The sequence below is a fragment of the Holdemania massiliensis genome, assembly GCF_022440805.1.
Classification (GTDB): domain Bacteria; phylum Bacillota_I; class Bacilli_A; order Erysipelotrichales; family Erysipelotrichaceae; genus Holdemania; species Holdemania massiliensis_A.
Genome location: NZ_JAKNTK010000001.1, coordinates 1,145,074 through 1,170,334, shown reverse-complemented (window position 1 = coordinate 1,170,334; position 25,261 = coordinate 1,145,074). Strand labels below are relative to the sequence as shown.

The window sequence follows — 25,261 nt, the reverse complement described above, 5'->3', positions numbered from 1 at the left end:
GGACAACTTGACATGAAAAAACAGAGCTTTTGCCAGTAATTAGCAGCACGCTCTGTTTCCATGCACTGTAAATTTTTTTACAACAACACTGCCGATGAATCTTTGACGCTTAACAGCCAGCCTTGGAAAATGACAGTCGGGAGGGCAATACTGCTTTTCCTTGTCGCTTCATCAAACTAGCTCACCAGAGGATTACAATTCGTTGATCGCCGCCGTGACGGCCATGCTTCGAATCCGTTTTGCTGGGCCGTAAACAGCACTTGCCGCGGCAAAGAAAACCATCAAAAGGATCACAATCAGGGAAGTGAGCGGCAAATACCAAAGCGCATAAGGAAAATGTTCGGTAATCAGGATCTCGTAAAGCCATTTGTTTAACGGCAGCCCCACTATAACGCCGGCGGCGCACCCCCAGAAAGCATAGGTAAAGGCCTCGGCCGCAATCATTTTTATGAGCTGACGTTCATCCATGCCTACCGCCCGCATCGCTCCATATTGCTTGATTCGTGCCGACACGCTCATTGAAAGGCTGTTGATAATATTCAGCACCGTAACTAAAGCAATGATCGCTAAAAAGCTGTAAACACAGAAAACGAAGGCGGCATAAGTGCCGGCAGTACGCTGTTCGCGTTGATCGTGAAAGCTATATTCATCTCCGACGGCAAGCTGAATCGCCCGGACATTTTCATCCGTCGCATCGCTTGTCAGCTGAATCATAACCAGCGAATAATCCGTCGTTCCGATAAGCCGGACAAACGTTTCACTGGAAGTGATCAGCGTCATTTTCCCTTCTGTCAAGCCATTGCTGCTGAACGGATCATATTTCAACAGGCCGGCAATTTCGAGGGATTCCTCTCCAATCTGGATATGATCACCGATTTTCCAAGGGCTGTCCTGATCCGAAGTCGCTAGGACATAACGGCTGTCTCCATACACCTTGGATAAGTCGCTGCCGCTTTTCAGCACCCCGTCAGTTTTCAGACACTTTAAATCAAAATCGTCATAAGAAATCAGATCCAAAGAATCAGAATAGGAAGTCTTTCCCTGCCAAACTGCGGAAACATCGAAATCACTTCGGCGGCCATAAACTACTTTTACTCCCGGCATAGCTTGGATTTTTTCAATCAGGTCCGCGGAAATAGCCTTGGAACTATCCCCGCTTGAAATATCAAGATCCGAAGCAGCAGCCGACTGCGGCATCAGATAGTTTACAAAGCGAATCATCACTGAAAAGCTCAGAAACAGGATGATGCTGAGGGCAAACGAACCCGTCATCAGGATGAGATTTTTTTTCGAGGAAACCGCATGATGGATCCCAAGAGCGGTTTCAATTCTGACAAATCGGCCAGAGGCAGAATGGTGAATTGTTTTCTTGTCTTCCGCGTTTCCGGAAACGGCCGTAACCGGCGAAACTTTGGAAGCCCGTTTAGCCGGGGAACTCGCGGCGATTAATACCGTAATGATCCCTACGAAAATACCGCAGATTATGCCAAAAAGGCTGACGCCAAAAAGCGGAATAGTCGAAAATTCTTTTCCGACCAGAAAGCGCAGAACAGCGCAAAGCCCCCATGTGGTGACTACTCCGCCCGCAAGGCCTATCGGGATCGCCGTTTTGCACCAGTTCAGAGCTTCCAGCCGCACAAAACGGATAATCTGCTGCCGGCTCATTCCAATGCATCGCATCATTCCAAAGAACTTGGTTCTTTGCGCTACGCTGCTGTTGATGCTGCTTGAGATCATTAAGACTCCCGCAAGCAGAATCAATAGGAACAAAACGACCGCGATGCCCAGCAGGGATTGTCCCATCGCACTGCCTATCAAATCTAAGAATGACAAATTCCCATGCTTCTCCATCAGCCGGGCCTGCTCCATCCGCATGCCCATTTCAGCCATGCTGAATACAGCGGTTACCATGAATACCGCGAAAATAATACAGAGCAGCGTCATCCGGTTCTGCCGCCGATGCACCTTTGCGGAAATCGGCACAAGACTGAGATAGCTTCTCATTCGCGGCACCTTCCAAAATCACTCAGTACGCCGTCTGAAACCTGCAGTACCCGATCCGCCGCCTGAGCAATGCTGCGGTTATGCGTAATCATAATGATCGTCTGTTCATATTTTTTTGATGATTCTTTCAGCAAAGCAATGACCTCTCGGCTGTTCTGACTATCCAGATTGCCAGTGGGTTCATCCGCAAGGATCAGCGAAGGCCGTGTAATAAGCGCCCGGCCGATTGCCACGCGCTGCTGCTGACCGCCGGAAAGCTGACTGGGCAGATGATTCCTGCGTTCCTTCAGATTCAGGACCGCAAGCAGTTCCTCCAAATATTTTCGGTTGGGCTTCTGATAATCAAGCAGAAGCGGAAAAATGATATTCTGCTCTACGGTAAGCTCCGGCACAAGATTGAACGCCTGAAAGATAAAACCGATATTCCGGCGGCGAAACAGAGTTAGTTTCCGATCATTCATGGAAAAAATATTTTTTCCGTCGATCATCACCTTGCCGGACGTTGGGGTATCCAGAGCGCCGATCATATTTAAGAGCGTACTTTTGCCGGAACCGGATTCGCCTACAATCGCAACATACTCTCCTTTGGGCACGGAAAAACTGACGTTTTTTAATGCCTTGACAGCGTTATCCCCACTGCCATAGGTTTTACATAATTGATGGACCTCTAACAAGTTCATAGTGCAAACACCTCTTTCTTCAATGACTTGGTTATTCGGCAGACTTCCCTGCCTATGCCTGAAAGAATAGCACATGAATCTTACTGCCACCCTACGGTCAGCCTACAATTTTGTAGGAATTAAAAAATCCAGAGTAAAAATCGTTCCCTTTCCCAATTCACTGTCAACTGTGATCGTACCGTTATGCGCTTCGATGATGGCTTTTGCCAAAGACAAGCCCAGTCCGATTCCCTGCTTATCTTTGGAAAAACGACTGCGGTAAAATCGTTTGAATATATAGTGCAGATCCTCCGGATGAATTCCGCAGCCATTATCTTTTATCAGAATCTGCACAACCGTGGAGCAAGCCTTCCATTCAATATAAACCTGATCCCCTTTTTCCGTATGATCCAGAGCGTTCTTTACAAGATTGCCAAGGGCCTCGCTCAGCCATTCCCGATCACAAAGAATCGTGAGCGTATCAGACCCTGCGAGGATGAGTTCCTTTTGTTCCTGTTTGGCACGATATGCAAAATGCAGTTCAATGTCCCGCATCAACTCGGCAATGTTTTCCTCAGTTTTCTCAATTATGATGGAACCAGCATCCAGTTGCGTAATCTTCAGCAAATTCTGTACCAACGCTTCAATCCGATCCAGTTCCTGTTCCGACAAAACAGCAAATTCTTTTACGGACGGCAAGGCATCAGCTTCTTCCTGCAGCAGTCCATTGTAAATATTCAGAGCGGCTAACGGTGTTTTCAGCTGATGGGAAATATCTGAGATTGTATTTTTCAGAAATTCTTTTTCCCGCAGTTCATTAGCCGCATGGGCATTGAGGATTGCGGCCAGCGAATTGACAGAATGAAACAGCCGGTATAACTCGCCTTCATGATCACAGTCAATCCGGGCGCTGACTTCTCCGTCAAGATAGGCATTGATCTGGGAAACCGCTTCTTCCATAATTTTATTCTGACGGCGAAAATACCAGAAGCAGATGCCCCATACCGAACCCGCAGTCAATCCGAAAAGAAGGAACAGTTCCCAGGAAAACTGCTGATAAAGCTGCCACAAAAGCAACTCGGCCAAAATCAGAAAAGCAGCCAGCACAAGCGCCAGGATCATGAAAAAATTTTTTATCTCCTGATTAACAAAAAGTTTCATAAGTTTCCTCAATCCATGACATTCCATTTATATCCCATGCGCCGGACCGTCAGAATTCGCTGCGGCTCACTTGGATTGTCTTCAATTTTAATTCTTAAGCGGCGCATGTAAACCGTCAGCGTACTGCTGTCAATATAATTGCCTTCGCAATCCCACAGTTTATCCAATATCTGTTCCTTGCTGAGTATCACATTGGGATTCTTCATCAACAGACAAAGCAGCTTATACTCGGCAGCGGTCAAATCCAGAAGCTGTCCTTTCTTGAACGCTTGTCCCTGCAAAAGGAATACCTGAATTCCATTGGACTGCAGCTCGGTGGCCGTTGACGAGAAATCTTTTGTCCGTCTGAGCAAGGCGTTAATTCGGGACATCAATACGCCCAGCTTGAACGGTTTTGTGATATAATCATCGCCGCCGATATCCAATCCCATAATAATGCTTATTTCCTCGTCAGAAGCGGTTAAAAAGATAATCGGAACCTTGGAAGTCTGCCGTACCTTCTGACAGAAATCAAATCCGGATCCATCCGGCAGAGCCACGTCTAAAACTAGCAAATCATAGCAGTCCTTTGCCCATAATTCGTTAGCTTCCTGCAGTGTTCTTGCGATTTCCAATTCAAAGCCCTGCTTTTTAAATGCGAAAGAGAGTCCGTTGATAAGGCTTAAATCATCTTCAAGAAGTAGTATCTTGCTCATCCCTCTGCTCCTTTCCTTATCTTGTTCACACATCAGCCTGCCGATGCCTTACTATCCCGCAGCCTTTTTCGCAGCTGTAACTGCTTTGCTAGACAGGATAAACATAGATTCATGAAAATTTCTGAATTTTTACCGCAGCTTCTTTAAACTACATACGTATATTTTCTTCGGTTAGATAAACACATTATAATTCTGCTTCGCAAAGAATACAAACCAGTCGCAGTCTTTCAACTTTTTCTCTCCGCTTCCCGATCCAATGTTCACATGGTTTGGGACTGATTTTCAGATATCAAGGCAGTTCAACTTCATCCTCTTTAATGAAAAAACGGCACAGCCTTTAATCCCAGACTGTACCGTCAAATGAATTTTTACTCAGCCTTTAGACTGTCAATCAGCGCCAAAACCTGAGCGACATCCTGATCTGGCTTCACCTTGTCAAAGCGCTTCAGAATCATTCCCTGCTCGTCGATCACAAAGGTCGTCCGGGCTACGCCCATTACCTTTTTGCCATACATCATTTTCTCCTGCCAGACACCATAAGCTTCAATCGCAATTCGATCCGGATCCGAAAGCAGCGTAAAATTCAAGTTCTGCTTGGCAATGAATTTCTGATGCGAAGTCACAGAATCTTTGGAAATCCCGATAACCTTAAGATTGCGTGCGGTCAATTCCGCAAAATGATCACGATAGCTGCAGGCTTGCTTCGTACAGCCTGGAGTACTGTCTTTCGGATAAAAATAGACGACAACTTTTTGTCCTAAAAAATCATGCAGCGATACGGCATTGCCCTCGCTGTCATTCAATGTAAAATCGTAAGCTTTTTCCATCTTAAACCATCCCTTCTTTTCTTGTTTAAATTTATCATACCCGTTTTTTTGATTTCTGCCTACTCCAACGCTTTCTTTCGGTTATCTTGAAATAAATAAAAAATAAATTTCGAAGTGATCCTTTCGTCCTATACCACAGGATTGCAGAGAGAAAAACACGAAAAGGATGATATAATCAAAAAGAAGTAAAAAGAAAACGGGAATGGAAGTGGAGATCGAGGAATGAAAAAAATCATAGTTGCTGCAGATTCATTTAAAGGCTGTTTATCCAGCAGTCAGATCGGGGAACTGATTCAAACGGTTACTCAGGAAATACTCCCTTCTGTCCAAGTCACGGTGTTGCCGATCAGTGACGGCGGCGAAGGGTTAGTGGAAGCGGTTGTCAAAAGCGGCGGCTTTGCACGGCAGGAAGGTCAATTCTGCGACCCGATGAACAGATCGCTGACGGCCGCTTGGGCACGACGGGAGGATGAAGCGGTTATCGAATTGGCACAATGCAGCGGATTAGGCTTATGTGATCCGCATGATCCTTCTTTAATGTCAACCTATGGCACCGGACTGCAGCTGAAAGCGGCACTGAAGGCTGGATGCAAAACTCTATATCTGGGTTTGGGCGGCAGCGGTACGCATGATGCCGGCTGCGGCATTGCGGCTGCCTTGGGCATTCGTTTTTTCCATCAGGGAAAAGCCTTTCTGCCCACCGGCGCCACGCTCAATCAGATTGATGCGATCGATGATTCTGGAAGTTTGTTCAATCAATACCCGGCACAGTTAGTTTGCCTGTGCGATGTCACGAATCCGCTTTTTGGATCCCTTGGAGCAGCACGGGTCTTTGCACGGCAGAAAGGGGCTGATCACCGCCTGATCGAACAGCTGGATCAGGCGACAGAAACACTGACACGCAAGGTGGAAAAATGGAAATCCTGTTCCCTGGCCGATCAGCCAGGCTTGGGGGCAGCCGGAGCCTGCGGCCTGATGCTGAGCGGATTGTTTCATTGTGAGATCCGCAGCGGACTGGAGCAGTGCTTGCAATGGATGCAGCTGGATGAACAGTTAAAGCAGGCTGACCTGATCGTCACCGGTGAAGGCCGTCTGGATTCGCAAAGTCTGCAGGGGAAAGTCCCGTTAGGCATCCTGCGACACGGCCAGCAAGCTCACGTTCCGGTATTGGCTGTTTGCGGACAGCTGGCACTATCCAAAGCCGACTTGTTCAAGGCTGGATTCTGCGATGTGCTAATCTTGCAGCAGCCGCAGATGAGTCTGCAGGAAAGCATCGATCAGGCTTCTGACCGGCTTCAGAGTGAATGGAAATCCTGGCTGAATCAACATTATCAATCCCTGTAAGCTGGATGCACAATCCAGCTTTTGTGTAAGCGCTGTCAAAGAACGTTTTCTGCCCGTCCGGATTATGATAAAATGAAAGAAACAGCCAGGAGAGGTTAACCATGAAAATCCGTCATTTACCTGCGAGTCAGTCCCCCAACATCCAGTCCTTTTTGGATTTCAGCCGCCGTATGCTTAACGCTGAGCGGCAAACCTGTGTCAAAGCCTGCAGCTGGGATGTTTCCGAAGTCGTTCCCAACAAACCTCTGCCGCAATGGGAAATTTTTGCAGCGGAAGAAAGTGAAGGTCAGCTGGTCGGACTTTTAGCCTTGGATCCGCAGCGGTGGCAGATTGATCTGCTGGCGGTTTCGCAGGAGCATCAAGGCGAGGGTTTATCCAGCGAACTGCTGCATCAAGCACGCCGTTATGCTAAAAAACATCATCACTTTGAGCTGCAGGTCATCGTTTTATTGGCTTCCTTGCCGTTCTTTCTGAAAGAAGGCTTTACCTTGATGGCCAATGATCATCACCCGGTTCAGCTGCAGGGACGGTTTTTCATGCGGCAGACACTGCGCCCGCGGCTGGTTCTGACGGCCGAGCCGTTTGACAATGGCTGGGATGCACGGGCTTTCACGGAAATCCTGCAGGCGGCTATTCCGGTTTCTCAATGTCAGTCGCTTTCCTGCAATTTAAGCGATCATCGGCATGGCTATGTTGACGCCTTAATCGGTCAGTCCGTCTGTCAGCGCGTTTTCTTTCCCTCCCCCTCTTCCCGTCGGATCAGTTATGCAGTCCGCGGCAACAATGCCATTCTTGAGCTTTCTGCCATGGCTGATGAATCAGATTCAACATTATACGGCATAATGATTCTGCATGCTATGACGCAGGGCTGCCGGCGTTTTTATCTTGTTTTAAGTGATGAAGGCCCCCAAGACGGCGGCAGGGGAATGCTTGAGGCTTTAGGCATGAAATTGATCTGTAATCCACAAGGTGAAATCATTCAGGCTGAGGATGGCGAGATGAGAAAAACGCTGCGCGGCTTAACCTTTATTGCCCTTTGCGATCCTCTGGATCTTTATCGAAATACACTTCCCCGCTCACCGCTGCTTCACTGGCTTGGACAAATCGCGGCGCCGGAACCGGGTGCCTGTGCTGGTCATGGCTTGGGCTATACCGTTCAGGCCATCCTCAAAGGGAAATGCCAGGATGGCATTGCGGCGTTGATGTCTACGATTGGTTTTGGCGAACGGTTAAAGCATGCGGATGCGCTGCTTTGCTTCCGGCAAACTCCGCTGACGCCAACTTCACCCAGCGCCTTGCCCCACGCCGCGGCGATGGCCCATCATGAAGACATGCTGACAATGTTGATCACGCCGGCTGAGATTTCATCAGTTCAGGCTGAAATTCTCGGATTTGATATCGTCATACGACTGCCTGAGGGTCCGCTGGACGATCATGATGTCCTTGAAGCTCTAAAACAAGCTTATTCTTTTATCTTATAAATCAAAGAAAGCGGAACAGGATCGCCCTTCAGGCTTGATCCAAGGATTCCGCTTTTCTTTCGCTGTTTTTACAGTTCATTGACAGAACAAAAATAAGTGTACTGCCTTTGTTAAGACTTCATTTCATAGGCTTGGGGAACAGCCGTAAACGGGGTTAAGCCTTGTTTTAAAATAGCTTCCAGTCCCCCTTTCGACGCAATTAAATTCTGCTGATCCTGCATCGATTGGACGTTTAAGGCTTCCGGATCACAAATATTATGCAGCTCTTGTTCCAGTTCCTCAATCAAAGGCTGATATTGCGGATCCAGCGCCAAATCCCGCTGTTCTTCCGGATCAGCCGCCAGATCAAAGAGCTGCGGACGGTCATAGCCGACATAATGAATTAATTTCATCTGATCTTTCTTCAGCATAAAGACACTGTTGTCAAAACCCGCCGCATGATATTCGCTGTAAATGCAGCGATGAGGATCCCCGTTTCCCTGCAGCGTCTTGATCAGAGACACTCCCGGTAAACTTTGTTCTTCGGCATTTAACGGCAATCCGGATAATTCCATCACGGTTGGATAAAGGTCGACAATCGAAACATTTTCCCGCACCCGATATCCTTTGGGAAGATCCGGGCCGGACAGAATCAGCGGAATCCGGACCGAGCCTTCATTCATTGTCGACTTGAAAAATAACCCCTGTTCGCCGGCGGAATCACCATGATCATCCAAATACAGAATCCGCGTCGTCGCTTCCAATCCTGCCTGACGCAAGGCTTCCAGGACAACGCCAACCTGACTGTCCATGAAGGTCACCAAGGCATAGTACGCAGCGACAGCTCTCTGCAGCTCTTGCTCAGAAATATGCGAATCATTGATTTCGGTTGTTTCCTTGTATTTTTGCAAAGCAGGATGAAGATGCTCTGGATGATGCCAGAAGGGATCGATTGGAAACTGATCAAAAGGTTCGTAAAGCTTGAGTAGTTCGGCAGGGACTTTCAGGGGATAATGGGGCGTTGTAAAGCCGACATACAGGCACCAGGGATGATCCGAAGGTGCTTCGGTTTTCAGATAATCCGCCGCCGCGTTTGCGATGGCCTGATCATAATGCAGATAGTCGCAATCCCCAACCCCGGCAGCCTGAATCTGCTCGCGCAGCTTTGACGTCGTTCCCTTTGTCCGGCGGCAGGCCGTCATCAAATCTCCCAGTCCGCCTTTAACGTTCATGGGAATTCGCTGGCCTGGAAAAACGGCCTCCGTGTCGTCCGCAAAATGCAGCTTGCCGATGGCCGTAACGTCAATCCCTGCGGCTTTCAGGCGATGTCCCCAGGATGGCTGCTGACCGGAATAGGGATGGGCATTATCCCAATAACCATGGCAGAACGGATAATTTCCCGTTGCCAGCGCAGCCCGGGCGGGAACGCAGATCGGCGTCGCTGTATAAGCATTTTCAAACACTGTGCCCCTTGCAGCCAGGGCATCCAGGTTCGGGGTAATGACCCGCGGATTGCCGTAGCATCCGGTCATTTTCGGATTATGCTGATCACAGCACAAAATTAACGTATTCATCGGTTTCATTCCTAAGACCTCCTCATTAAATTCATTATAGCGCTTGAGGGAATGATTGAATAATACTATAATCTAAATAAGTTCATAGCTGTTTCACTATAACCAAATGAATCAAAATCCCGGTTTATTCTGGGATGCAGGCCTCATCTGTCATCTCGAAGGTTAAAGCTTGATCCTTCCCATGAGCTGGCCGATGACTGCCATCGCATGCCGATCAAATTCGACAGAACAAGCAGAAACAGAAATCCTGACAGAATCAGGGAGGAGGAACTTTCATGACCCTGCGGCATTTTCGAATTTTTATCACTGTTGCCGAAAAAGAAAGCATTACCCAGGCGGCTCAGCTGCTTTCGGTCTCACAGCCAACGGTCAGCGTGGCAATTCGTGAACTGGAAGAACATTACGGTCGACCTTTCTTTGAGCGCATGAATCAGCGGCTTAAGATTACTTCAGACGGTCTGGCATTGTTAAGCTACGCCAAACATTTAATTCAGCTGACTGACGAAATTGAACAAAGCTTCCAAGATCCTGACAGAAGAAAAAGCCTGCGGATCGGCGGCAGCATCAACGTCGGAGTTTCCCTGCTTCCGCGCTGGATCCGGCAGTATCAGAGCCAGCATCCGGAAATTGAAGTTCAAGTTCAGATTAACACAACGGATTTCATTGAAAAGCAGCTGCTGGAAAACGAACTGGATTTAGCCCTGGTTGGGGGACCGCTGCATTCTCCCTTTTTGATTCACCAGCCGGTTTTAAAAGAAAAACAAACCGTTGTATGCGGTAAAACATTTCCGCTGGCTAATCAAGCTGTCACGCTGCAGGAATTGGCCAGCTATCCTTTGCTTTTCCGCCAGCGCCGCAGCGGGGCCTTTGAAGTTCTGGAAGCCGCCTTGACAGAAGCCGGACTTACGGTTCATCCGCAATGGGAAAGTGCTTCTTTAGAAGCCTTATTGGAAGCGGCGCGGCAGAATTTAGGCGTTACCATTCTGCCTTATGCCCTGGCCGTCCGAGAAATTGAAAATCAGCGGCTGGCCGAAGTCACTGTCACTGATTTCCGATTTGAAAATCTGATTTCTCTGGTTTGGCACAAACAGAAATACAAAAGTCCGGCGATGTTGGAGTTCATCAGACTTATTGAAAAATCATCGAAAGGTGAGGCATAATCTTTCCCATCAGTTATCCGCTTGTTCGACTTTCTGATTACATCAACGAGATTGATTTTCTCCTCTATAGAAATGAAAAAAGCGCTGCCGCTTTCGTGGAGAAAGGACAGAGCTTTTCGGTTGGTAAAATGAATTTTTGTTTATTGATTGGCTGCGGCGTTAGCACCTGCAATCCGACCAAAGACCATGATATCCGCAATCGCATCCGAGCCTAAACGGTTAGTGCCGTGGATGCCGCCGGTGACTTCACCCGCTGCATACAGATTTTCAATGACTTGGCCATCCATATTGACAACCTGGGCTTCAGGGTTGATCTTAATTCCGCCCATCGTATGATGAATCGCCGGAATCGATTTCATAATGTAGTACGGCCCTTCACCGAAGGCAATCAGATCGCCGCGCTTGTTGAATTCTTCATCTTTGCCCTTTTCGCAATATTCGTTGTATTTGGCAACCGTAGCTTTCAGGTTTTCAGCATCAATGCCGAAATGCGCCGCGGCTTCCTCAATCGTATCGGCTTTGACTAACATGCCGCGTTCAATCAGATCATCATATTCGCTTTTGTGCTGTTCACCCACACCGGAAGCTACCATCGAAGCTTCATCCCAGAACAGATAGGAGAAACCATCCGTTGTTTCCGTCACGGCTTTGGAGATGACGTCGCGGCGTTCCAGTTCTTCAACAAACCGCTTGCCTTCCAGATTCACCAGGATCGCCCGGCCGTCTAAACGAACATCGCCGACATACAATAACCGTCCGGTTTCCGCATCACAGGTCGGATAGGTCTGAATCCATTCCATCCCCACCAGCTGGGCGCCGATCGCTTCGGCCATCGTGATGCCGTCGCCGGTAGAGCCGACACTGTTGGTAGACAGAATTTTTTCATCCATCATCGGGTTATACTTTTTCCGCATTTCCAGATTGGAACCAAAGCCGCCGGTCGCAATAATGACGCCGTTATGAGCGGTATAGGTCACAGTCTGTCCTGCCTGTTCTGCTTCGACACACCGATGACTTTGCCGGCTTCATCGGTGATCAGCTTCGTTGCCGGAGTATCGGTTTGAATTTCAACACCCAGCTCTTCGCACTTTGCTTTTAATTTCTGAATCGGCTCCACGCCGCTGGCATTCAGCGGTACCAGACTGCGCTTGACAGAATGTCCGCCGAAGAATAACATATAATCCTCAAACTGGACATGGACGTCATCCCGCAGCCATTCGGCAGCGCTCAGGGCATTTTCCGCCAGGACATGCACTACGTCTGGATCCGCGATATTGTCGCCGCCTTTCATGATATCTTCATAGAACTGTTCAACCGAATCGGTAATGCCTTCCTTTTCCTGCAGCCAGTTACCCGGCGCGGCCATTTCTGCACCGGAAATCAGCGTGTTGCCGCCGACCATCGGCATCTTTTCCAGCACGATGACGCTGGCGCCGTTTTCCTTGGCAGTAATCGCGGCGGCCATCCCGGCTCCGCCGGCCCCTAAGACGATGACGTCGGCTTCCGTATTCACCTCTGCCGTCTGCGGTTCATCGCTGGTCTGCGGCTGCGCTGGGGTTTGCGAGCAGGCTGCCAAACTGAATGTCATGACGGCGGCCAACGCCAATAGCGTTACTTTCTTCATTTCTTTTTCCTCCCTTTACAAGATCACTAATTTGTGATTACATTAGCATTATACTTGATGTGAATTTGTTTGTATTTGCACATATTTTCTAAAATTTGCACTTTATCAACCTGAGGTGATCCCATGAAATTCCGTACCCGCATGATCGCGACCTTCAGCACGCTTATCACCATTGCCTTCGCCGTCTTGATGAGTCTTGTCTATCTGACGGTTTCCCATGCCAATCAGCAGCTAGTTTCCTCGACAAGCATCCAGCTGTTCGACGCCAAAGCCCGGGAAGCCGGAGACTGGCTGGCGCAGCGGGTCAGCGAACTGGAAATCATCGCGCTGAACCCGGCTGTTCAGTCAATGGATTTTGATATGATCCGGCCGTTTGTCGATACGCTCAATGCCGATGTCGGTCAGCGGTTCGGCAATCAATGGGGAACGTTTGCGATCGGCAAGACCGATGGGATCGGCTGGGTTGCCCAGGATAAGACGATCGACGTATCTGGCCGTGATTACTTTGAACGCGCGATGACCGGCGATGAAGCCTTTATTCTGAGCGAACCGGTTACCTCCAAGACTGACAATGCCCCGATTGCTTTAATCTGTTATCCGCTGCGCAAAGATGGAGTTCCTTATGGCTTTATCAACGGCGCGATCGCCTTGAACCGGCTGACGGAGCTGGCCCAGGGAATTGATTTTTACGGCGGTGTTTCCTGGATCATGGACAGCCAGGGACGCAACTACACAGTGCTGCCGGAAACGTTAAGCACCAAGGAACTGATCCAGTTCAGCGAACCGTTACGAACTGATCCGCCGGCCTCCACCCGTTATGTCGCTGATGGCAGTTCCTATTTCTACTTCACTCCGATTCCCATGACGGAAGATTGGTTTCTGTGCACACAGGTCCCGCGCGCTGTTTTGATGGAAAGCACCTATTCCCTGCTGAGCACACTGGCTGTGGTCTGGATTTTCTTGCTGGGACTGACGATTTTCGCCGCGATCCTGCTTTCACGGACGATCAGTCAGCCGCTCGCCCAGCTGTGCAAGACGATGGACAAAGCCGGCGGGGGTGATCTGACGATTCGGGCTCAAGCGCAGGGCAGCGATGAAATCGCGATGTTAGCTCATTCCTTTAATAAACTGACAGCTCAGCTTCAGCAGCTGATGAATCAGCTGCTCCGCAACGAAAAACAGAAGCGCCGGGCAGAACTGCGCATCCTGCAGGCGCAGATCAATCCGCATTTCCTTTATAATACGTTGGATATGCTGCACTGGATGGCCTATGATCATGAGGATCAGGACATGCTTCAGCTGATCAGCACGCTGTCCAGCTTCTATCGGATTTCATTAAGCCGCGGTGATGAGTTTATCCCGCTGCCGCGGGAGCTGGATCACGTGCGCTATTATCTGGAAATTCAGAAAATGCGGTTTGAAGATCAGTTTGATTTTACAATCCAGGCTGATGCCCAGACTGAACCGCTGCTGATGCTGAAACTCTTGCTTCAGCCATTGGCCGAAAACGCAGTAATCCATGGCATTAAGCCCTGTCCGCATCGCTGTCAGCTGACGATTGAAGCCTGCCGTAATGGGGATGTTGTTAAGATTCGGGTATCGGATAACGGAGTCGGTATTCAGGAAGAAACATTACAGGAGCTGCGTCAGGCCATGGAAGAGGGTCAAAGCCGGGCCGGTTTCGGTCTGGTGAACGTTCATCAGCGGATTCGCTTAACCTATGGTGCAGACTACGGTCTGACCCTGGACAGCGGCATCGGACAGGGAACGACCATAACCCTCAGAATCCCGGCAATCAAGGAGAAGAAACATGTGGAAAGTATTGATTTGTGATGATGAAGCCCTGACCCGGCGGGGATTGACCAAGATGGTCAGCCGCTGCCGTACAGACATGGAGGTTGTCGCTGTCGCCGCCCAGGGCGAAGAAGCCTGTGAGAAGATCGAAACACTGCGGCCTTCCATTGTCCTGATGGATATCAATATGCCGTTGGTCAGCGGGCTGGAAATTATTGAACGGTATCATGAAGACCCGCGGCTGCGGTTTGTCATTATCTCCGGCTACAGTGATTTTGCTTATGCCCAGAAAGCCTGCCGCTATCATGTCGTCGATTATTTGTTAAAGCCGGTCAGTGAGGAACAGCTGCAGGCTGTTTTGGATCGCTGTGCCGTCCTGCTTCAGCAGCAGATCACCACCTCCCGGATCGTCGTCCCGCAGCATCAGGATCGTTCCATGATCACGCAGGTGCTGCAGGAGATTGAGCAGCATGTGACGGACAGTGATTTTTCGTTAAACCAGCTGTCTGATCAATTTCATGTCTCTGCTTCCTATCTTTCCCGGATCATCAAAGAAGAAGTCCACTGCACCTTCAGCGAACTGATCAACGAAAAACGGCTGACCCAGGCCCGAACTTTGTTGTTAAGTGAACCGCCGCTTCTGATGTGGGAAATTGCCGAGCAGTGCGGTTTCACTTCGCAGCATTACTTCTGCCGGGTTTTTAAGAACCGCTTCGGTCTCACTCCGCAGCAGTACCGTCAGATGATGAAAGAAGAAAATTCCGGAAACAAACTGAAGTCAGCTTAAATCGTCATTGCGGTTATGGGTTAAAAAAGTCTGAACCGGCTCATCGCTGACAAGTCAGCGGCTATTTTTGGCAGACTTAAAATTGATAATCAGAAAGTAAAAAAGAGTGAATTCCAAGCCCTGGGTCAAGGCTTCAGATTCACTCTGTTTTTATTGCTTCCTGTCTGTGATTTTTCCGCTAGTGTTCAGCTCCCTCATCGTAAAGATGCAGAGCTTCCGGATTCAAGGTGACATGGAAATCCGCGGCCAGGGCGATCAGATCCGCGGTCGTGATCGTCTGCCGCTTGTTTGGACTGACGGATAGCACCTTGATCAGAATCTCTGCGGATTTTTCGATCGTGTGCATCAAACCGAAGGTTTCATCAAAGTCGGTACCGGAACAGAATAATCCATGATGCGCCCAAACAACCGCGTTGACCTGTTCCATGAATACGCTGGTTTCCTCTGCGATTGGCTTGCCGCCGGGTACCATCCATTTCACAACGCCAAGACCTTCAGGGAAGACGACTGGACATTCGGTTGCCATTTCCCACAATTCCCGCGTAAAAACCGCGCTGTCCAGCGGAAGCAAAAACGTCAGCGCAATCAGATTCGCCGGGTGGGCGTGATAGATCACACGATGCCGGCCCTGGGTTACCCGTTTTTTCACTTCATGATTCATCAAATGGGTCGGCAGTTCGCTGGTCGGTCTGCCGCCTTCGGTAAGTCCCCAGACAATCCGATATTGCAGCCCATCCGGACTGATCTCAATGATCGCCAAATGGCTTTCCGGCTTCAATTCCACATTGCGCATATATTTGCCGCTGCCGGTCACCGCAAAGAATTCCCCAGCCAGCCCCTTTACCTCTGCGCCAATCGGCAGCCACGGCTGATCGTAACGCAGCTGGTCACGGATTTCTTCCACTGCTTCTTCGGGAATGCGGTAAGACAGATTCCCGCCGTTGCGCTCATGCCAGCCCTGGCGGAAGCCGTCGCCGCACATTCTGATCATGCCCTGCATCCAGGGAGTTTCCAAGCATTTCATGCGATTTCCTCTTTCTCTTCGTTTCGTTTTAACAGAACTTCTTTCTCATAATCCTGCACAACCTTCAGCCAGGCGTTTTCCCCCGGGACGCCCTGACGAAGGCAAAAGGCTTCCCAAACCTCACCGATCGGCGCCATTTTTAATTGTTCCTGCAGCGCCATCAGTTCGGTAAAGCGTTGTTGCTTCTGCAGCTTGGCCATTTTTTCCTGCGGCGTTAAAAGGGCGTTCAGCAAGGCTTTCTGAACACTGCGCACGCCGATCACCCAGGCGGCGATCCGGTTGATGCTGGCATCAAAATAATCTGTGGCAATTCGAATTCGTTCAGCCCCGCTGCGGATAATTTCCTGAGCAATTTGGCGTGTTTCATCATCATACAAAACAACGTGATCACTATCCCAGCGCACCGGCCGGCTGATGTGCAGCGCCAGCTCATCCGTGAACATCAACATCGCTGAGATCTTATCGCTGATTGTTTCTGTCGGATGATAATGACCGGAGTCGAGCAGACAAAGCAGCCCATTTTGAGCGGCATAATTCATGTAAAACTCATGCGAACCGACGGTATAGCTTTCAATTCCGATGCCGAAAACCTTGGATTCCACCGCAACTTTGACCTTGGAACGGTCATAATCCATCGCCAGAATTTGATCCAGCGACGCTTTCAGCCGCTGACGGGGTGAAGTCCGGTCGGCCGGGATGTCCTTCAGTCCGTCGGGAATCCAAATATTGACTAAACTGCTCGTGCCCAGCTGATCTGCGAAGCTCTCAGCGATTCGAATGCAGGCTTGGCAATGGCGAATCCAGAACTGACGGATTGTTTCATCGGCATTAGAAAGGGTTGCCGTCTGAGCCAGTGGATGCCCAAACAGCGTCGGATTGAAATCCAGACCTAAACCGCGGGCCTTCGCAAAATCAATCCACGGTTGGAAATGCTGAATTTCCAACTGATCGCGCTCAGCTTTCTGCCCGGGTTCAAAGACGGCATAGCTGGCGTGCAGATTCAGGCGGTGATGACCGGGAATCAAACTCAGCATTGTTTCGATATCCTGCTTTAACTCAGTAAAATTGCGCGCCCGTCCGGGATAATTGCCGGTCGCCTGGATCCCGCCGGAGAGATCCCCGGCGCCGTCGAAGCCGATCACATCATCGCCTTGCCAACAATGAATGGAAATGGGAATCTGTGCCAGCGCTGTCAGAGCCGCTTCGACATCCACGCCCCATTGGGCGTATTGTTTGGCAGCCCCGCGAAGTTTTTCAGTTGTCATAATTTTGATCCTCCTCCTATTTCAAATAGAATACCGGGACTAAATCAACGCTGACCGGACTGTTGTCGGGATGCGTTTCCATCAGCTCAACCATCGAGGCCCACCACTTCTGACAAATTTCCGTTTCAGCGGATGCGGCCCAGCGGGCTTCGTCCTCAATCTCCAAGACGGCAAACAAAGTCAATGTTTCCGGATCTAAAAAGATCGAATATTCATGTCCACCATAGTCATGGATCATCTGTTTCATTTCAGGCCACAGCTGATCATGCCGCCGCTTGTATTCGGCTTCCTTGCCCGGGTACAGCTTCATTTTAAACGCTTTGCGAATCATCCTTTCAAGCCTCCCTTTTCTGCGTATTTCTCAGCGCTGTATCTGATTGATTTCAGTATATCAGAAATCCCGCGGAAAAGAGAAAAGCTTCATCACTTTTATTCAAAAGTGACGAAGCTTGATATTGAAGTTAAAATTTTAATCCATCTGCGCCAGTTGAACGCTGACTTCAACGATCTGATGAATATATTGCCTGCGAACAGCGGCAAAATCGACGCTGCCCCAATCCCAGTCGCCTTCACTTTCCGATAAGGGATGGCCGTCTGAGGCTAACAAAGCTGCGGCTGCCGGAACATGATAACAGGCACAAACCTGCAGCAGGGCAGAGGCTTCCATATCCACGCCGACACAACCCAGCGAGCGCCAATATGCTTCTTTATTCAGGGTTTGACGGTACACCGCATCCGTGGTGACCGTATTGAAAGCTTTGACTTTCAAGGTTTTTCGCATCGTTTCCCGCAGTTTAGCACAAAGCTCAGGATGGGCAAAAGCCCACGTTGCATCGAGAGCGTAATGACGGGATGTCCCTTCCTCACTGTAAATCTGCGTCGGAATCACAACATCGCCGACCTGTACCCGCGGATCAAAAACACCGCATAAGCCTGCGATAATCACGTTTTTTACACCCAGTGCCAAGAGTGTTTCCAACGTATCTACCGCCGCTGGCGCACCATAGCCGCCTTTGGTAAAGCAGACCTGAGGATGATCTTTCAGGCGCAGACAGGGCGGGTTATCCAGAAAACAAGGCAGCCGATCGGCAATCACTTCCGTTGTGAAGTCCTGAGTCAGCTGATCCAGCGCCCGCCCCATTTCAAACAGGACGCCCACCGACGGCAAAGCGATCGGTACCGCCGAGCCATGACGGCTTGTCACATGCCGTTGTGCGGTGATGACAGACCGACTGACATCCGTCGGATCAAACCAGGCCTTCATTTACTGTCCTCGTTGGATACCACGATGACCGGAATCATCATTTCCTCGGCACACAATCCCGCATGCTGCCCCTTAAACGGCGGTTTCCCATTTTCCCACAAGCCGATGCAGCTACCTGCAATCGCCACCGCAAAGTAATCGCCGAGAAATTCCAAGGTCCGCGGATGCGGCTGCCCTGGACCAAACAGCCCTTCTTCCAACCATTGCGCAGAAGGTTTCAGCACAAACCGATCTCCGTATTTCGCTTCGAATTGACGGACAAACGAGTCCTGTTGGCCGGGTTTAACAAAGAACGCGGTTCCCCTCGGTTCGACGGTTGGCCCAAACCGCAGACAGTCCAATAATTCCGGATCGTCTTTTAAATTTATGTTGTCCACGTCAATTTGACCATGATCGGCAAGAATAATCAAACCGGCCCGGGGATTCAGCTGGGCTGCCAGCTGACGGCAGTGCTGATCGATCTGCTTTAATTCTTCCCTGCATTGCGGATCCGAAGGTCCTTTCGCATGCATCAATGAATCAAAATGATCCCAATAAGCATAGATAAACTGGGCATCCTGCGCTTGACTGTGCATAGCGATCTGACAGCACAGCTTATCAAAGCTGTGCGCTCCGCCCTCACGAAATGCCGGATACAGTTCCAGCGCGGTTTTTCCAAGCTGATGCAATTCCTCCTTCTGATTCAGAAATGGGATATGCGTATAGGAATAGTCAGGATAGGAATGCGTTCCATAGTAGCTGCGGTTCATGAACAGGATCAGCGAATCGTCCAGTTCTTTAAAATACTGATGCCAGCCAATCCAGCCATTTTCCGCGGGTGATTTTCCGCTTAATACGCTGGTGGTCGCCGCCGAAGTGGTCGACGGATATACCGTTGTGACTTCTTTCAGCTGATGCCGGCGCAGAAAGCTTTCCTCATCCAGCATCGTTTCCATCAGGCGCGAGCCCATGCCGTCGATCAATAAAACAACGATCTGATCCCATGCATGATCGTTCAGCCAGGCACTCAGCTGCGGATCGGCAGGATGATGCACCTGCAGCCCCAGACACTGACGCCAGGCATTGATAACCCCCAGAATTCCTGTTTGATAATCAGGTTGGATCAAATTCATAGCGATACGCCTCCGTTTCTAGGTTTAAGCTAAACCTTCTTTCCACAATCCGGCAAAGCGGGTGGAAAACTGTGATCTTTAGTTTCCATTTTACTCAATTTTCTGTTAAAGAACAAAGGTTTTAACACAAAAATACAGGTTAAAATCAAATTTTACTTTGCGATTGAAACGGGCCGAGGTAAAATATACCGGTGAGGGATTTTAATTATGGAATTATTCAATGAAATTTTCAGTCAGTTCAACGAGGTACTGTGGGGACCGCCGCTGATCATTCTGCTTTTAGGGACGCATTGCTGGATGACCCTTCGGACCCGTGGTGTGCAGCGCTGGATTTTTAAAGGAATCAAGCTGTCGGTCACCCCGGATAAAACTGAAGGCGACATCAGTCCGTTTGCGGCGCTGACCACAGCACTGGCTTCCACCATCGGAACCGGCAACATCATCGGTGTTGCGACCGCAATCGTTTCCGGCGGACCGGGAGCTGTGTTATGGACTTGGCTGACAGGCTTATTCGGAATCGCGACTAAATATGCGGAAAGCTTGATCGCCGTCAAATATCGGCGCAAAACCGAAGATGGAACTTATCTGGGCGGGGCAATGGTCGTGCTGGAAAAGATCGGTCATCCTAAGCTGGGTGTGGTATTTGCGCTGCTGACAGGACTGGCGGCGTTCGGAATTGGCTGCAGCGTGCAGTCCAATGCGATTGCGGACGCGCTGGTGACCAACTTTGGTTTTTCCGCGCCGGTTGTTGGGGTGGTGCTGGCCGTCATTACGTTTCTGGTCATCTTCGGCGGCGTGAAGTCCATTGCCAATGTCTGTGAAAAACTCGTGCCGTTCATGTCTTTATTTTATACCCTGGGCTGCTTTTATATCTTATTCTACAATCGGGCCTATTTGATTCCCGCAATTGAGCTGATTGTTCAGGCAGCCTTTACACCGCGGGCTATGGCTGGGGGATTTATCGGCAGTACGATCATGACGGCCTGCCGTTATGGCTGCGCACGCGGCTTGTTTTCCAATGAATCCGGGATGGGCTCCGCTCCGATTGTCGCCGCTGCCGCACAATCCCGCAATCCGGTGCGTCAGGCCCTGATCGCTTCGACCGGGACGTTCTGGGATACGGTCGTCGTTTGTCTGATCACCGGACTAGTGCTGGTTTCCAGCATCCTGGCCAATCCGGCCATTTCCACGGTCGGTCTGGAAGGAGGCACGCTGACAACCTTGTGTTTCGCACAGATTCCTGTCGTCGGTACGCCGTTATTGATCTTTGGGATTCTGACGTTTGCCTATTCGACCATTTTAGGCTGGAGTTATTACGGCGAACGGTGCATGGAGTATCTGTTTGGCAAAAAGGTGCTTAAACCTTACCGCTTTCTGTGGATTATCGTGCTGTATTTAGGTTGTACGATGCAGCTGGATCTGGTGTGGACGATTGCCGACACATTGAATGGACTCATGGCGATCCCCAATTTAATTGCCGTGCTGCTTCTGACCCGCGTCATCGCCAAAGATACTCGTTATTATCTGGATGAAGGACATCTGGATGAAGTTGATCCAGAGATGGAATAAAAAAATCGGAAATGCTGTTTCCTGAATGGATACCGCACTCCGATTTTTTTATTTGAAGTGTTAAATTTGAGCCCTTCCTCCATTTTAATTAAGAAGCAAAAAGCGCTCACTTTTTTTGCCTTTATAACTTAATTCTTATCCAATTCCCGAAGAAACCAGGCATTCAGTTCTTTCCAATCGGCCACCGGAGATTCATCCATCCTCTGTAATTCCTTTTTTATTTCAGCAACGGAGATATCCAGATAAGCATTGAGTTTGTCAATTCGTGGAATAATCTTAACTTCTGGTGAATGCTGTTTTAATTCTAAAAGGGAATAAATCTCAGTCTCAAGCGTGGTGGGAAGCTCGGCTGCCAATAGTTCTGTAAATAAGACGGGTGGTGGGGTTTTTCGGTTAAGAAGCCAGCGGCAAGCAAGAACCGGTCTTAAGACATAAAAATACTTCTTCATTCTGACATCGTCTTTCCTTAGATATTCACGATAATTTTTTTCTGCCATGCTGAGATAATGATACAGACTTCGTTTTACTGAGAAGTAAGCGTTCATTTCATTTTGGCAGGTTTCTAAAAAGTCAGTTTCCAGATAAATAATCGGTGAATAAGCCCATTCCCATAACGTAGGATTTGACTTATGCAGAAGCCTTAACGTTTTCTGAAGATCCCATCCATTGATATCCAGCTCTTCCTCGATCGGCAACTCAATGACATCGCGTCTTTTTTCAAGCTTTAAATATTCTTCTTGCGGGCGAACATAAATGAATCGAACGTCATAATCACTGTCTGGTGAAGCAAAGCCCCAAGCTCGGCTTCCAGATTCTACAGCAAGTAAGATTTTGATATTTTCTTTTGCTTCTAAGTTATGCAGCTTAGTTATGATTTGCTTTTTCATCTTATCCCTCCTTCTGCTTTTTCCAGGTTGGCTGTTCATCGGATGCTTTAAAGTTATAAACCGGCTTCATGATATCAATAACTTCCACGGATTCTCGTACCACATCCAAAATATCCTCCAATGATTTGTAAGCCATCGGCGCTTCATCAATCGTTTTTTTATTGACCGACGTTGTATAAATTCCTTGCATGGATGCTTCATAATCTTTTAGATCCAGTGATGCTCTTGCTTGAGCACGAGACATGATGCGCCCCGCTCCATGGGGTGCGGAATAATTCCATTCTGCATTGCCTTTTCCTAGAGCAAGAATGGATCCATCGCGCATATTGATGGGAATCAGCACTTTTTCCGCATGGTGAGCTGCAATTGCCCCTTTGCGCAAAATCATTTCCTGTGTATCAATATAATTATGAATCGTATGAAAGGCTTCCAAATTGGTCATTCCCGTCTGATCGAGAAAAATTTCTGCCATTCGTTCACGGTTACGGCGGGCAAAGATCTGACAGATTTCAACATCATGCAGATAATCGTCCAGAAACGAACCATACAGCCAACAGAGATCTTCCGGAACAAGCAAGGACTGAGTTTCATACGAATCTTTCAATGCTTTTAAGGCTGACTGGATTTCCGATCTTTTCCCCAATTCCTTATAGGTTCTAATGATCTCTTCCCGTTGCTTGTAGTAACCCTCTTTTCCCATATGCAGATCCACGGCCAACTGCTGATAGAATTCCGCAACTTGCTTTCCAAGATTTCGGCTTCCAGAATGAATGATGAGAAAATAGCTCCCCTCTGTTGCACGATCAATTTCAATGAAATGATTTCCTCCGCCGAGTGTTCCCAGCGAACGCTCTAAACGACGGGTATCTCTTAGTGAACGATAACACCGAAGCTGCGTCAAATCAAAATGTTCCTTCCGACCTTCCCAGACATTCATGCCGGAAGGAATGCGATGGCAGACTTCATCAATTTTTTCAAAATCTAGTTCTTTTTCCTTCAGCTTTACGGTATACATCCCACAGCCGATATCCACGCCGACGATATTCGGACATACCTTATCTAAAACCGTCATGGTCGTTCCAATCGTGCAGCCTTTGCCTTCATGGACATCCGGCATAATTCTTATTTGACTATCCTGTGTTAAAGCATAGTCACACATTCTGCGAATCTGATCAATGGCCCCCGACTCGACGACCTTGGCATAACAAATCGCTGTATTCACTTTTCCTTTAATTTCAAACATCTTCTTTCCTCCTTTTCAAGCTGCTGATCACGGTGATCTTCGCCTGTTATTTTTAAGCTACAATTCGAGAATAACGCTCATTCTCCAGAACCTCCATCATCCATTGGTAAGGGGAGAAAGTACCCCCAGCAATCATGGAAAAGATTTTAGGGACTGCGCCGGAAACCAAGATTGCACCCTGTTCATTCATCTTTAGCGGCTGGTGACGATGACGTGAAGCAACATTCCAAAAAACAATGCCGGGCAGCTGATATCCGGCTACAGCATACTTCATTTTTGCATTTTCAAAGTTAGGCATAGATGGTTTTTCAATGCAACAATCAAATTCCATATCGGAAATCAGCACTAATTTGGAAGGCAGTTCCTCCTGAGGGAGCTGATGCTTCACTGCCGTTTTTAGAATCAGGTTGAATACTGCTTCTAAATTTGTATTGGCAACCTCATTCAACGAGGTAACATAGCGCAGTCTGTCCGCAAACGTTTTTCCTTGGATCTCGATAAAGTGCGGTCGGTTGGAGAATGTTAAAAGATGATTGTGAAACAAACCCTGATTATGTTCTGCGATATATAACCCTAAAGACAGTGCCACGGCGGCCGCAAGCGGCTTCCCCGACCAGTACATCGAACCCGAGGTATCAATCACCGGCAAAATATTTTCCTCATTACTATAATCCGGCAAGCTTGCCCAGGCAGCATTAAGAACACGTTTCTCTTCCGGTGTCATCGGCTTCATGAAGTTGCTTTTATTGCTTTGCCAATCGCTACTCAGATAAGGTTCAACCAATTGATAAGGAGCGAGGTTATCGGCATGCATCCGAACTTGACCTGCCATAACCCTTTCCACAAAATTGTGATAGCGTTCAGCGTCATTCCGTAAAAATGCTTGGCGATATTTATACATCGCCTGAGAAGGCTGCTTTGCATAGTCAAACGTATAATCTTTTTCACGCAGATAATTCTCAAGAATGTTGATTTGTCGACGTAAAGCAACCACGGTCTTGCGATATTCTGCCTGAGATAGGTGAAATGCTTTGGCGATGCGTTTGGCATCGCAAACTGTCTGAGGATTAGAGGCATTGATCGAAGGTAGCCATTTCCCCAACAAGGAAACTTTTCCATTTCTTTGTAAAGCAACGATATCTTTCTCCCACTGACAATGCAGATAAGCGAGCATCGCTTTCTCACAAGGGGTTTCCATCAAAATTAACAAATCATCATAACGTCCAACTTCTGCGACATACGGAATATTCTTTATAACGGAGTCCGGCTCATTCACAGCGAGCCAAAAGAGAAGCGTACGAAACAAGCTTCTTTCCCCTAATCCACCACGGATATCTCGGGCAAAAAAGAGGATCTTCATGGCCAAATCCGGATTTTCCGTATAAGCACGGACAAAATAAGCAATCTTTATCTTTTCCGACTCGCGCCGCAATGCTCCCAAAACCGCAAACAAATCCAGACAATCTGAGCCTGTCGTAGCATAAGCCGCCGCGCCATTTTCTGTCACCGTCTTATTTGTTTCTTCCTTCAATGTTGCCAACATGATCATCACTCTCCCTTTTCATTTTATGATTAAACAAGGCACCTCTTCGGAATCGAACCTGTAAAGAAATTGAAATGCTTTCTTTTGCCATTGAAATTGCTGCAGGTGCCTTTTACAGACAAGACGCTGAACTTACTAAGAATCCCATATCCGATTCTTTTTTCATTTTAATTGTATCTTTGCGGTAAGCGTCTTTCGTTAAATCAGATCATTCATCCTCCAACGATCACTTTGATCACGACGATGTCCGTTCTAATTACAACTC

At 48.5% G+C, this 25,261-nt stretch carries 19 protein-coding genes and 3 pseudogenes; 7 read left to right on the top strand and 15 right to left on the bottom strand.

Annotation, left to right across the window (positions count from 1 at the left end; translation table 11 throughout):
• Positions 1-192 precede the first annotated feature (192 nt).
• From MCG46_RS05370 to bcp, 5 genes are all read right to left on the bottom strand, one after another.
• Positions 193-2,004, bottom strand: coding sequence for an ABC transporter permease (locus MCG46_RS05370; RefSeq protein ID WP_240278332.1), 1,812 nt, complete (start codon positions 2,002-2,004; stop codon positions 193-195).
• Positions 2,001-2,684, bottom strand: a complete 684-nt coding sequence (locus tag MCG46_RS05365) for an ABC transporter ATP-binding protein (protein WP_020224670.1) — start codon at positions 2,682-2,684, stop codon at positions 2,001-2,003. Before MCG46_RS05365 ends, MCG46_RS05370 begins: the two co-directional genes overlap by 4 nt.
• Before the next feature lie 102 nt (positions 2,685-2,786).
• Entirely contained in the window at positions 2,787-3,785 is a 999-nt protein-coding gene (locus MCG46_RS05360; protein WP_240278331.1) for a sensor histidine kinase, read from the bottom strand.
• 47 nt (positions 3,786-3,832) lie between these two features.
• Positions 3,833-4,519: a response regulator transcription factor gene (locus tag MCG46_RS05355; RefSeq protein WP_240278330.1), complete on the bottom strand. Its 687-nt coding sequence runs from the start codon at positions 4,517-4,519 to the stop codon at positions 3,833-3,835.
• Positions 4,520-4,887: 368 nt separating this feature from the next.
• Positions 4,888-5,346, bottom strand: coding sequence for a thioredoxin-dependent thiol peroxidase (gene bcp / locus MCG46_RS05350; RefSeq protein ID WP_240278329.1), 459 nt, complete (start codon positions 5,344-5,346; stop codon positions 4,888-4,890).
• Positions 5,347-5,568: 222 nt separating this feature from the next.
• Between bcp and MCG46_RS05345 the strand changes: the two genes are divergently transcribed.
• Both MCG46_RS05345 and MCG46_RS05340 read left to right on the top strand, forming a co-directional pair.
• Positions 5,569-6,690: a glycerate kinase gene (locus MCG46_RS05345; RefSeq protein WP_240278328.1), complete on the top strand. Its 1,122-nt coding sequence runs from the start codon at positions 5,569-5,571 to the stop codon at positions 6,688-6,690.
• A 101-nt stretch (positions 6,691-6,791) separates the two neighbouring features.
• A complete protein-coding gene (locus MCG46_RS05340) occupies positions 6,792-8,171 on the top strand; it encodes a GNAT family N-acetyltransferase (protein ID WP_240278326.1) in 1,380 nt (459 codons plus the stop codon).
• A 110-nt stretch (positions 8,172-8,281) separates the two neighbouring features.
• Here the strand turns inward: MCG46_RS05340 and MCG46_RS05335 are convergent, their stop codons facing one another.
• The gene (locus MCG46_RS05335) at positions 8,282-9,733 is read right to left on the bottom strand and encodes a sulfatase-like hydrolase/transferase (protein ID WP_240278324.1); all 1,452 of its coding nucleotides are present in this window, start codon (positions 9,731-9,733) and stop codon (positions 8,282-8,284) included.
• A 266-nt stretch (positions 9,734-9,999) separates the two neighbouring features.
• On the opposite strand from MCG46_RS05335, the gene MCG46_RS05330 reads away from it, so the two are divergent.
• Positions 10,000-10,884: a LysR family transcriptional regulator gene (locus tag MCG46_RS05330; RefSeq protein ID WP_240278323.1), complete on the top strand. Its 885-nt coding sequence runs from the start codon at positions 10,000-10,002 to the stop codon at positions 10,882-10,884.
• A gap of 140 nt (positions 10,885-11,024) precedes the next feature.
• Here MCG46_RS05330 and MCG46_RS05325 read toward each other — a convergent pair.
• A pseudogene (locus MCG46_RS05325) lies at positions 11,025-12,349 on the bottom strand (FAD-dependent oxidoreductase).
• A gap of 282 nt (positions 12,350-12,631) precedes the next feature.
• On the opposite strand from MCG46_RS05325, the pseudogene MCG46_RS05320 reads away from it, so the two are divergent.
• The 3 genes and pseudogenes from MCG46_RS05320 to MCG46_RS05315 all read left to right on the top strand — a co-directional run.
• Positions 12,632-13,927: pseudogene (locus MCG46_RS05320) on the top strand (cache domain-containing sensor histidine kinase); the annotation flags it as partial.
• A 117-nt stretch (positions 13,928-14,044) separates the two neighbouring features.
• Positions 14,045-14,341: pseudogene (locus MCG46_RS19615) on the top strand (sensor histidine kinase); the annotation flags it as partial.
• Positions 14,319-15,089 (top strand): response regulator transcription factor, encoded by a 771-nt coding sequence (locus MCG46_RS05315; protein WP_240278319.1) that lies wholly within the window; start codon positions 14,319-14,321, stop codon positions 15,087-15,089. The pseudogene MCG46_RS19615 and the gene MCG46_RS05315, both read left to right, overlap by 23 nt.
• Before the next feature lie 178 nt (positions 15,090-15,267).
• On the opposite strand, the gene rhaD is transcribed toward MCG46_RS05315, so the two are convergent.
• The 5 genes from rhaD to MCG46_RS05290 all read right to left on the bottom strand — a co-directional run bounded on the left by rhaD (position 15,268) and on the right by MCG46_RS05290 (position 19,754).
• The gene (rhaD, locus tag MCG46_RS05310; protein ID WP_240278317.1) at positions 15,268-16,113 is read right to left on the bottom strand and encodes a rhamnulose-1-phosphate aldolase; all 846 of its coding nucleotides are present in this window, start codon (positions 16,111-16,113) and stop codon (positions 15,268-15,270) included.
• Complete coding sequence (locus tag MCG46_RS05305; protein ID WP_240278315.1) at positions 16,110-17,378, bottom strand: L-rhamnose isomerase; 1,269 nt, start codon at positions 17,376-17,378, stop codon at positions 16,110-16,112. Before MCG46_RS05305 ends, rhaD begins: the two co-directional genes overlap by 4 nt.
• Before the next feature lie 16 nt (positions 17,379-17,394).
• Positions 17,395-17,709 (bottom strand): L-rhamnose mutarotase, encoded by a 315-nt coding sequence (gene rhaM / locus MCG46_RS05300; RefSeq protein WP_240278313.1) that lies wholly within the window; start codon positions 17,707-17,709, stop codon positions 17,395-17,397.
• A gap of 138 nt (positions 17,710-17,847) precedes the next feature.
• A complete protein-coding gene (locus MCG46_RS05295) occupies positions 17,848-18,642 on the bottom strand; it encodes a nucleoside phosphorylase (RefSeq protein ID WP_240278311.1) in 795 nt (264 codons plus the stop codon).
• Positions 18,639-19,754: an alkaline phosphatase family protein gene (locus MCG46_RS05290; RefSeq protein ID WP_240278309.1), complete on the bottom strand. Its 1,116-nt coding sequence runs from the start codon at positions 19,752-19,754 to the stop codon at positions 18,639-18,641. Before MCG46_RS05290 ends, MCG46_RS05295 begins: the two co-directional genes overlap by 4 nt.
• 207 nt (positions 19,755-19,961) lie before the next feature.
• On the opposite strand from MCG46_RS05290, the gene MCG46_RS05285 reads away from it, so the two are divergent.
• Positions 19,962-21,323, top strand: a complete 1,362-nt coding sequence (locus tag MCG46_RS05285; RefSeq protein WP_240278307.1) for an alanine/glycine:cation symporter family protein — start codon at positions 19,962-19,964, stop codon at positions 21,321-21,323.
• Between the two features lie 128 nt (positions 21,324-21,451).
• Here MCG46_RS05285 and MCG46_RS05280 read toward each other — a convergent pair whose 3' ends face one another.
• From MCG46_RS05280 to MCG46_RS05270, 3 genes are read right to left on the bottom strand one after another with little or no spacing between them, the layout of a single operon-like run.
• Positions 21,452-22,210: a nucleotidyltransferase domain-containing protein gene (locus tag MCG46_RS05280; RefSeq protein WP_240278305.1), complete on the bottom strand. Its 759-nt coding sequence runs from the start codon at positions 22,208-22,210 to the stop codon at positions 21,452-21,454.
• A gap of 1 nt (position 22,211) precedes the next feature.
• Positions 22,212-23,453, bottom strand: a complete 1,242-nt coding sequence (locus MCG46_RS05275) for an RtcB family protein (protein ID WP_240278303.1) — start codon at positions 23,451-23,453, stop codon at positions 22,212-22,214.
• A gap of 52 nt (positions 23,454-23,505) precedes the next feature.
• Complete coding sequence (locus MCG46_RS05270; protein WP_240278301.1) at positions 23,506-24,996, bottom strand: DUF2828 family protein; 1,491 nt, start codon at positions 24,994-24,996, stop codon at positions 23,506-23,508.
• Positions 24,997-25,261 lie beyond the last annotated feature (265 nt).

Excerpts from the sequence above, each read along its gene's own strand:
- MCG46_RS05370 (WP_240278332.1), bottom strand. The coding sequence starts at position 2,004 with ATGAGAAGCTATCTCAGTCTTGTGCCGATTTCCGCAAAGGTGCATCGG.
- MCG46_RS05365 (WP_020224670.1), bottom strand. The coding sequence starts at position 2,684 with ATGAACTTGTTAGAGGTCCATCAATTATGTAAAACCTATGGCAGTGGG.
- MCG46_RS05360 (WP_240278331.1), bottom strand. The coding sequence starts at position 3,785 with ATGATCCTGGCGCTTGTGCTGGCTGCTTTTCTGATTTTGGCCGAGTTG.
- MCG46_RS05355 (WP_240278330.1), bottom strand. The coding sequence starts at position 4,519 with ATGAGCAAGATACTACTTCTTGAAGATGATTTAAGCCTTATCAACGGA.
- bcp (WP_240278329.1), bottom strand. The coding sequence starts at position 5,346 with ATGGAAAAAGCTTACGATTTTACATTGAATGACAGCGAGGGCAATGCC.
- MCG46_RS05345 (WP_240278328.1), top strand. The coding sequence starts at position 5,569 with ATGAAAAAAATCATAGTTGCTGCAGATTCATTTAAAGGCTGTTTATCC.
- MCG46_RS05340 (WP_240278326.1), top strand. The coding sequence starts at position 6,792 with ATGAAAATCCGTCATTTACCTGCGAGTCAGTCCCCCAACATCCAGTCC.
- MCG46_RS05335 (WP_240278324.1), bottom strand. The coding sequence starts at position 9,733 with ATGAAACCGATGAATACGTTAATTTTGTGCTGTGATCAGCATAATCCG.
- MCG46_RS05330 (WP_240278323.1), top strand. The coding sequence starts at position 10,000 with ATGACCCTGCGGCATTTTCGAATTTTTATCACTGTTGCCGAAAAAGAA.
- MCG46_RS05315 (WP_240278319.1), top strand. The coding sequence starts at position 14,319 with ATGTGGAAAGTATTGATTTGTGATGATGAAGCCCTGACCCGGCGGGGA.
- rhaD (WP_240278317.1), bottom strand. The coding sequence starts at position 16,113 with ATGAAATGCTTGGAAACTCCCTGGATGCAGGGCATGATCAGAATGTGC.
- MCG46_RS05305 (WP_240278315.1), bottom strand. The coding sequence starts at position 17,378 with ATGACAACTGAAAAACTTCGCGGGGCTGCCAAACAATACGCCCAATGG.
- rhaM (WP_240278313.1), bottom strand. The coding sequence starts at position 17,709 with ATGATTCGCAAAGCGTTTAAAATGAAGCTGTACCCGGGCAAGGAAGCC.
- MCG46_RS05295 (WP_240278311.1), bottom strand. The coding sequence starts at position 18,642 with ATGAAGGCCTGGTTTGATCCGACGGATGTCAGTCGGTCTGTCATCACC.
- MCG46_RS05290 (WP_240278309.1), bottom strand. The coding sequence starts at position 19,754 with ATGAATTTGATCCAACCTGATTATCAAACAGGAATTCTGGGGGTTATC.
- MCG46_RS05285 (WP_240278307.1), top strand. The coding sequence starts at position 19,962 with ATGGAATTATTCAATGAAATTTTCAGTCAGTTCAACGAGGTACTGTGG.
- MCG46_RS05280 (WP_240278305.1), bottom strand. The coding sequence starts at position 22,210 with ATGAAAAAGCAAATCATAACTAAGCTGCATAACTTAGAAGCAAAAGAA.
- MCG46_RS05275 (WP_240278303.1), bottom strand. The coding sequence starts at position 23,453 with ATGTTTGAAATTAAAGGAAAAGTGAATACAGCGATTTGTTATGCCAAG.
- MCG46_RS05270 (WP_240278301.1), bottom strand. The coding sequence starts at position 24,996 with ATGTTGGCAACATTGAAGGAAGAAACAAATAAGACGGTGACAGAAAAT.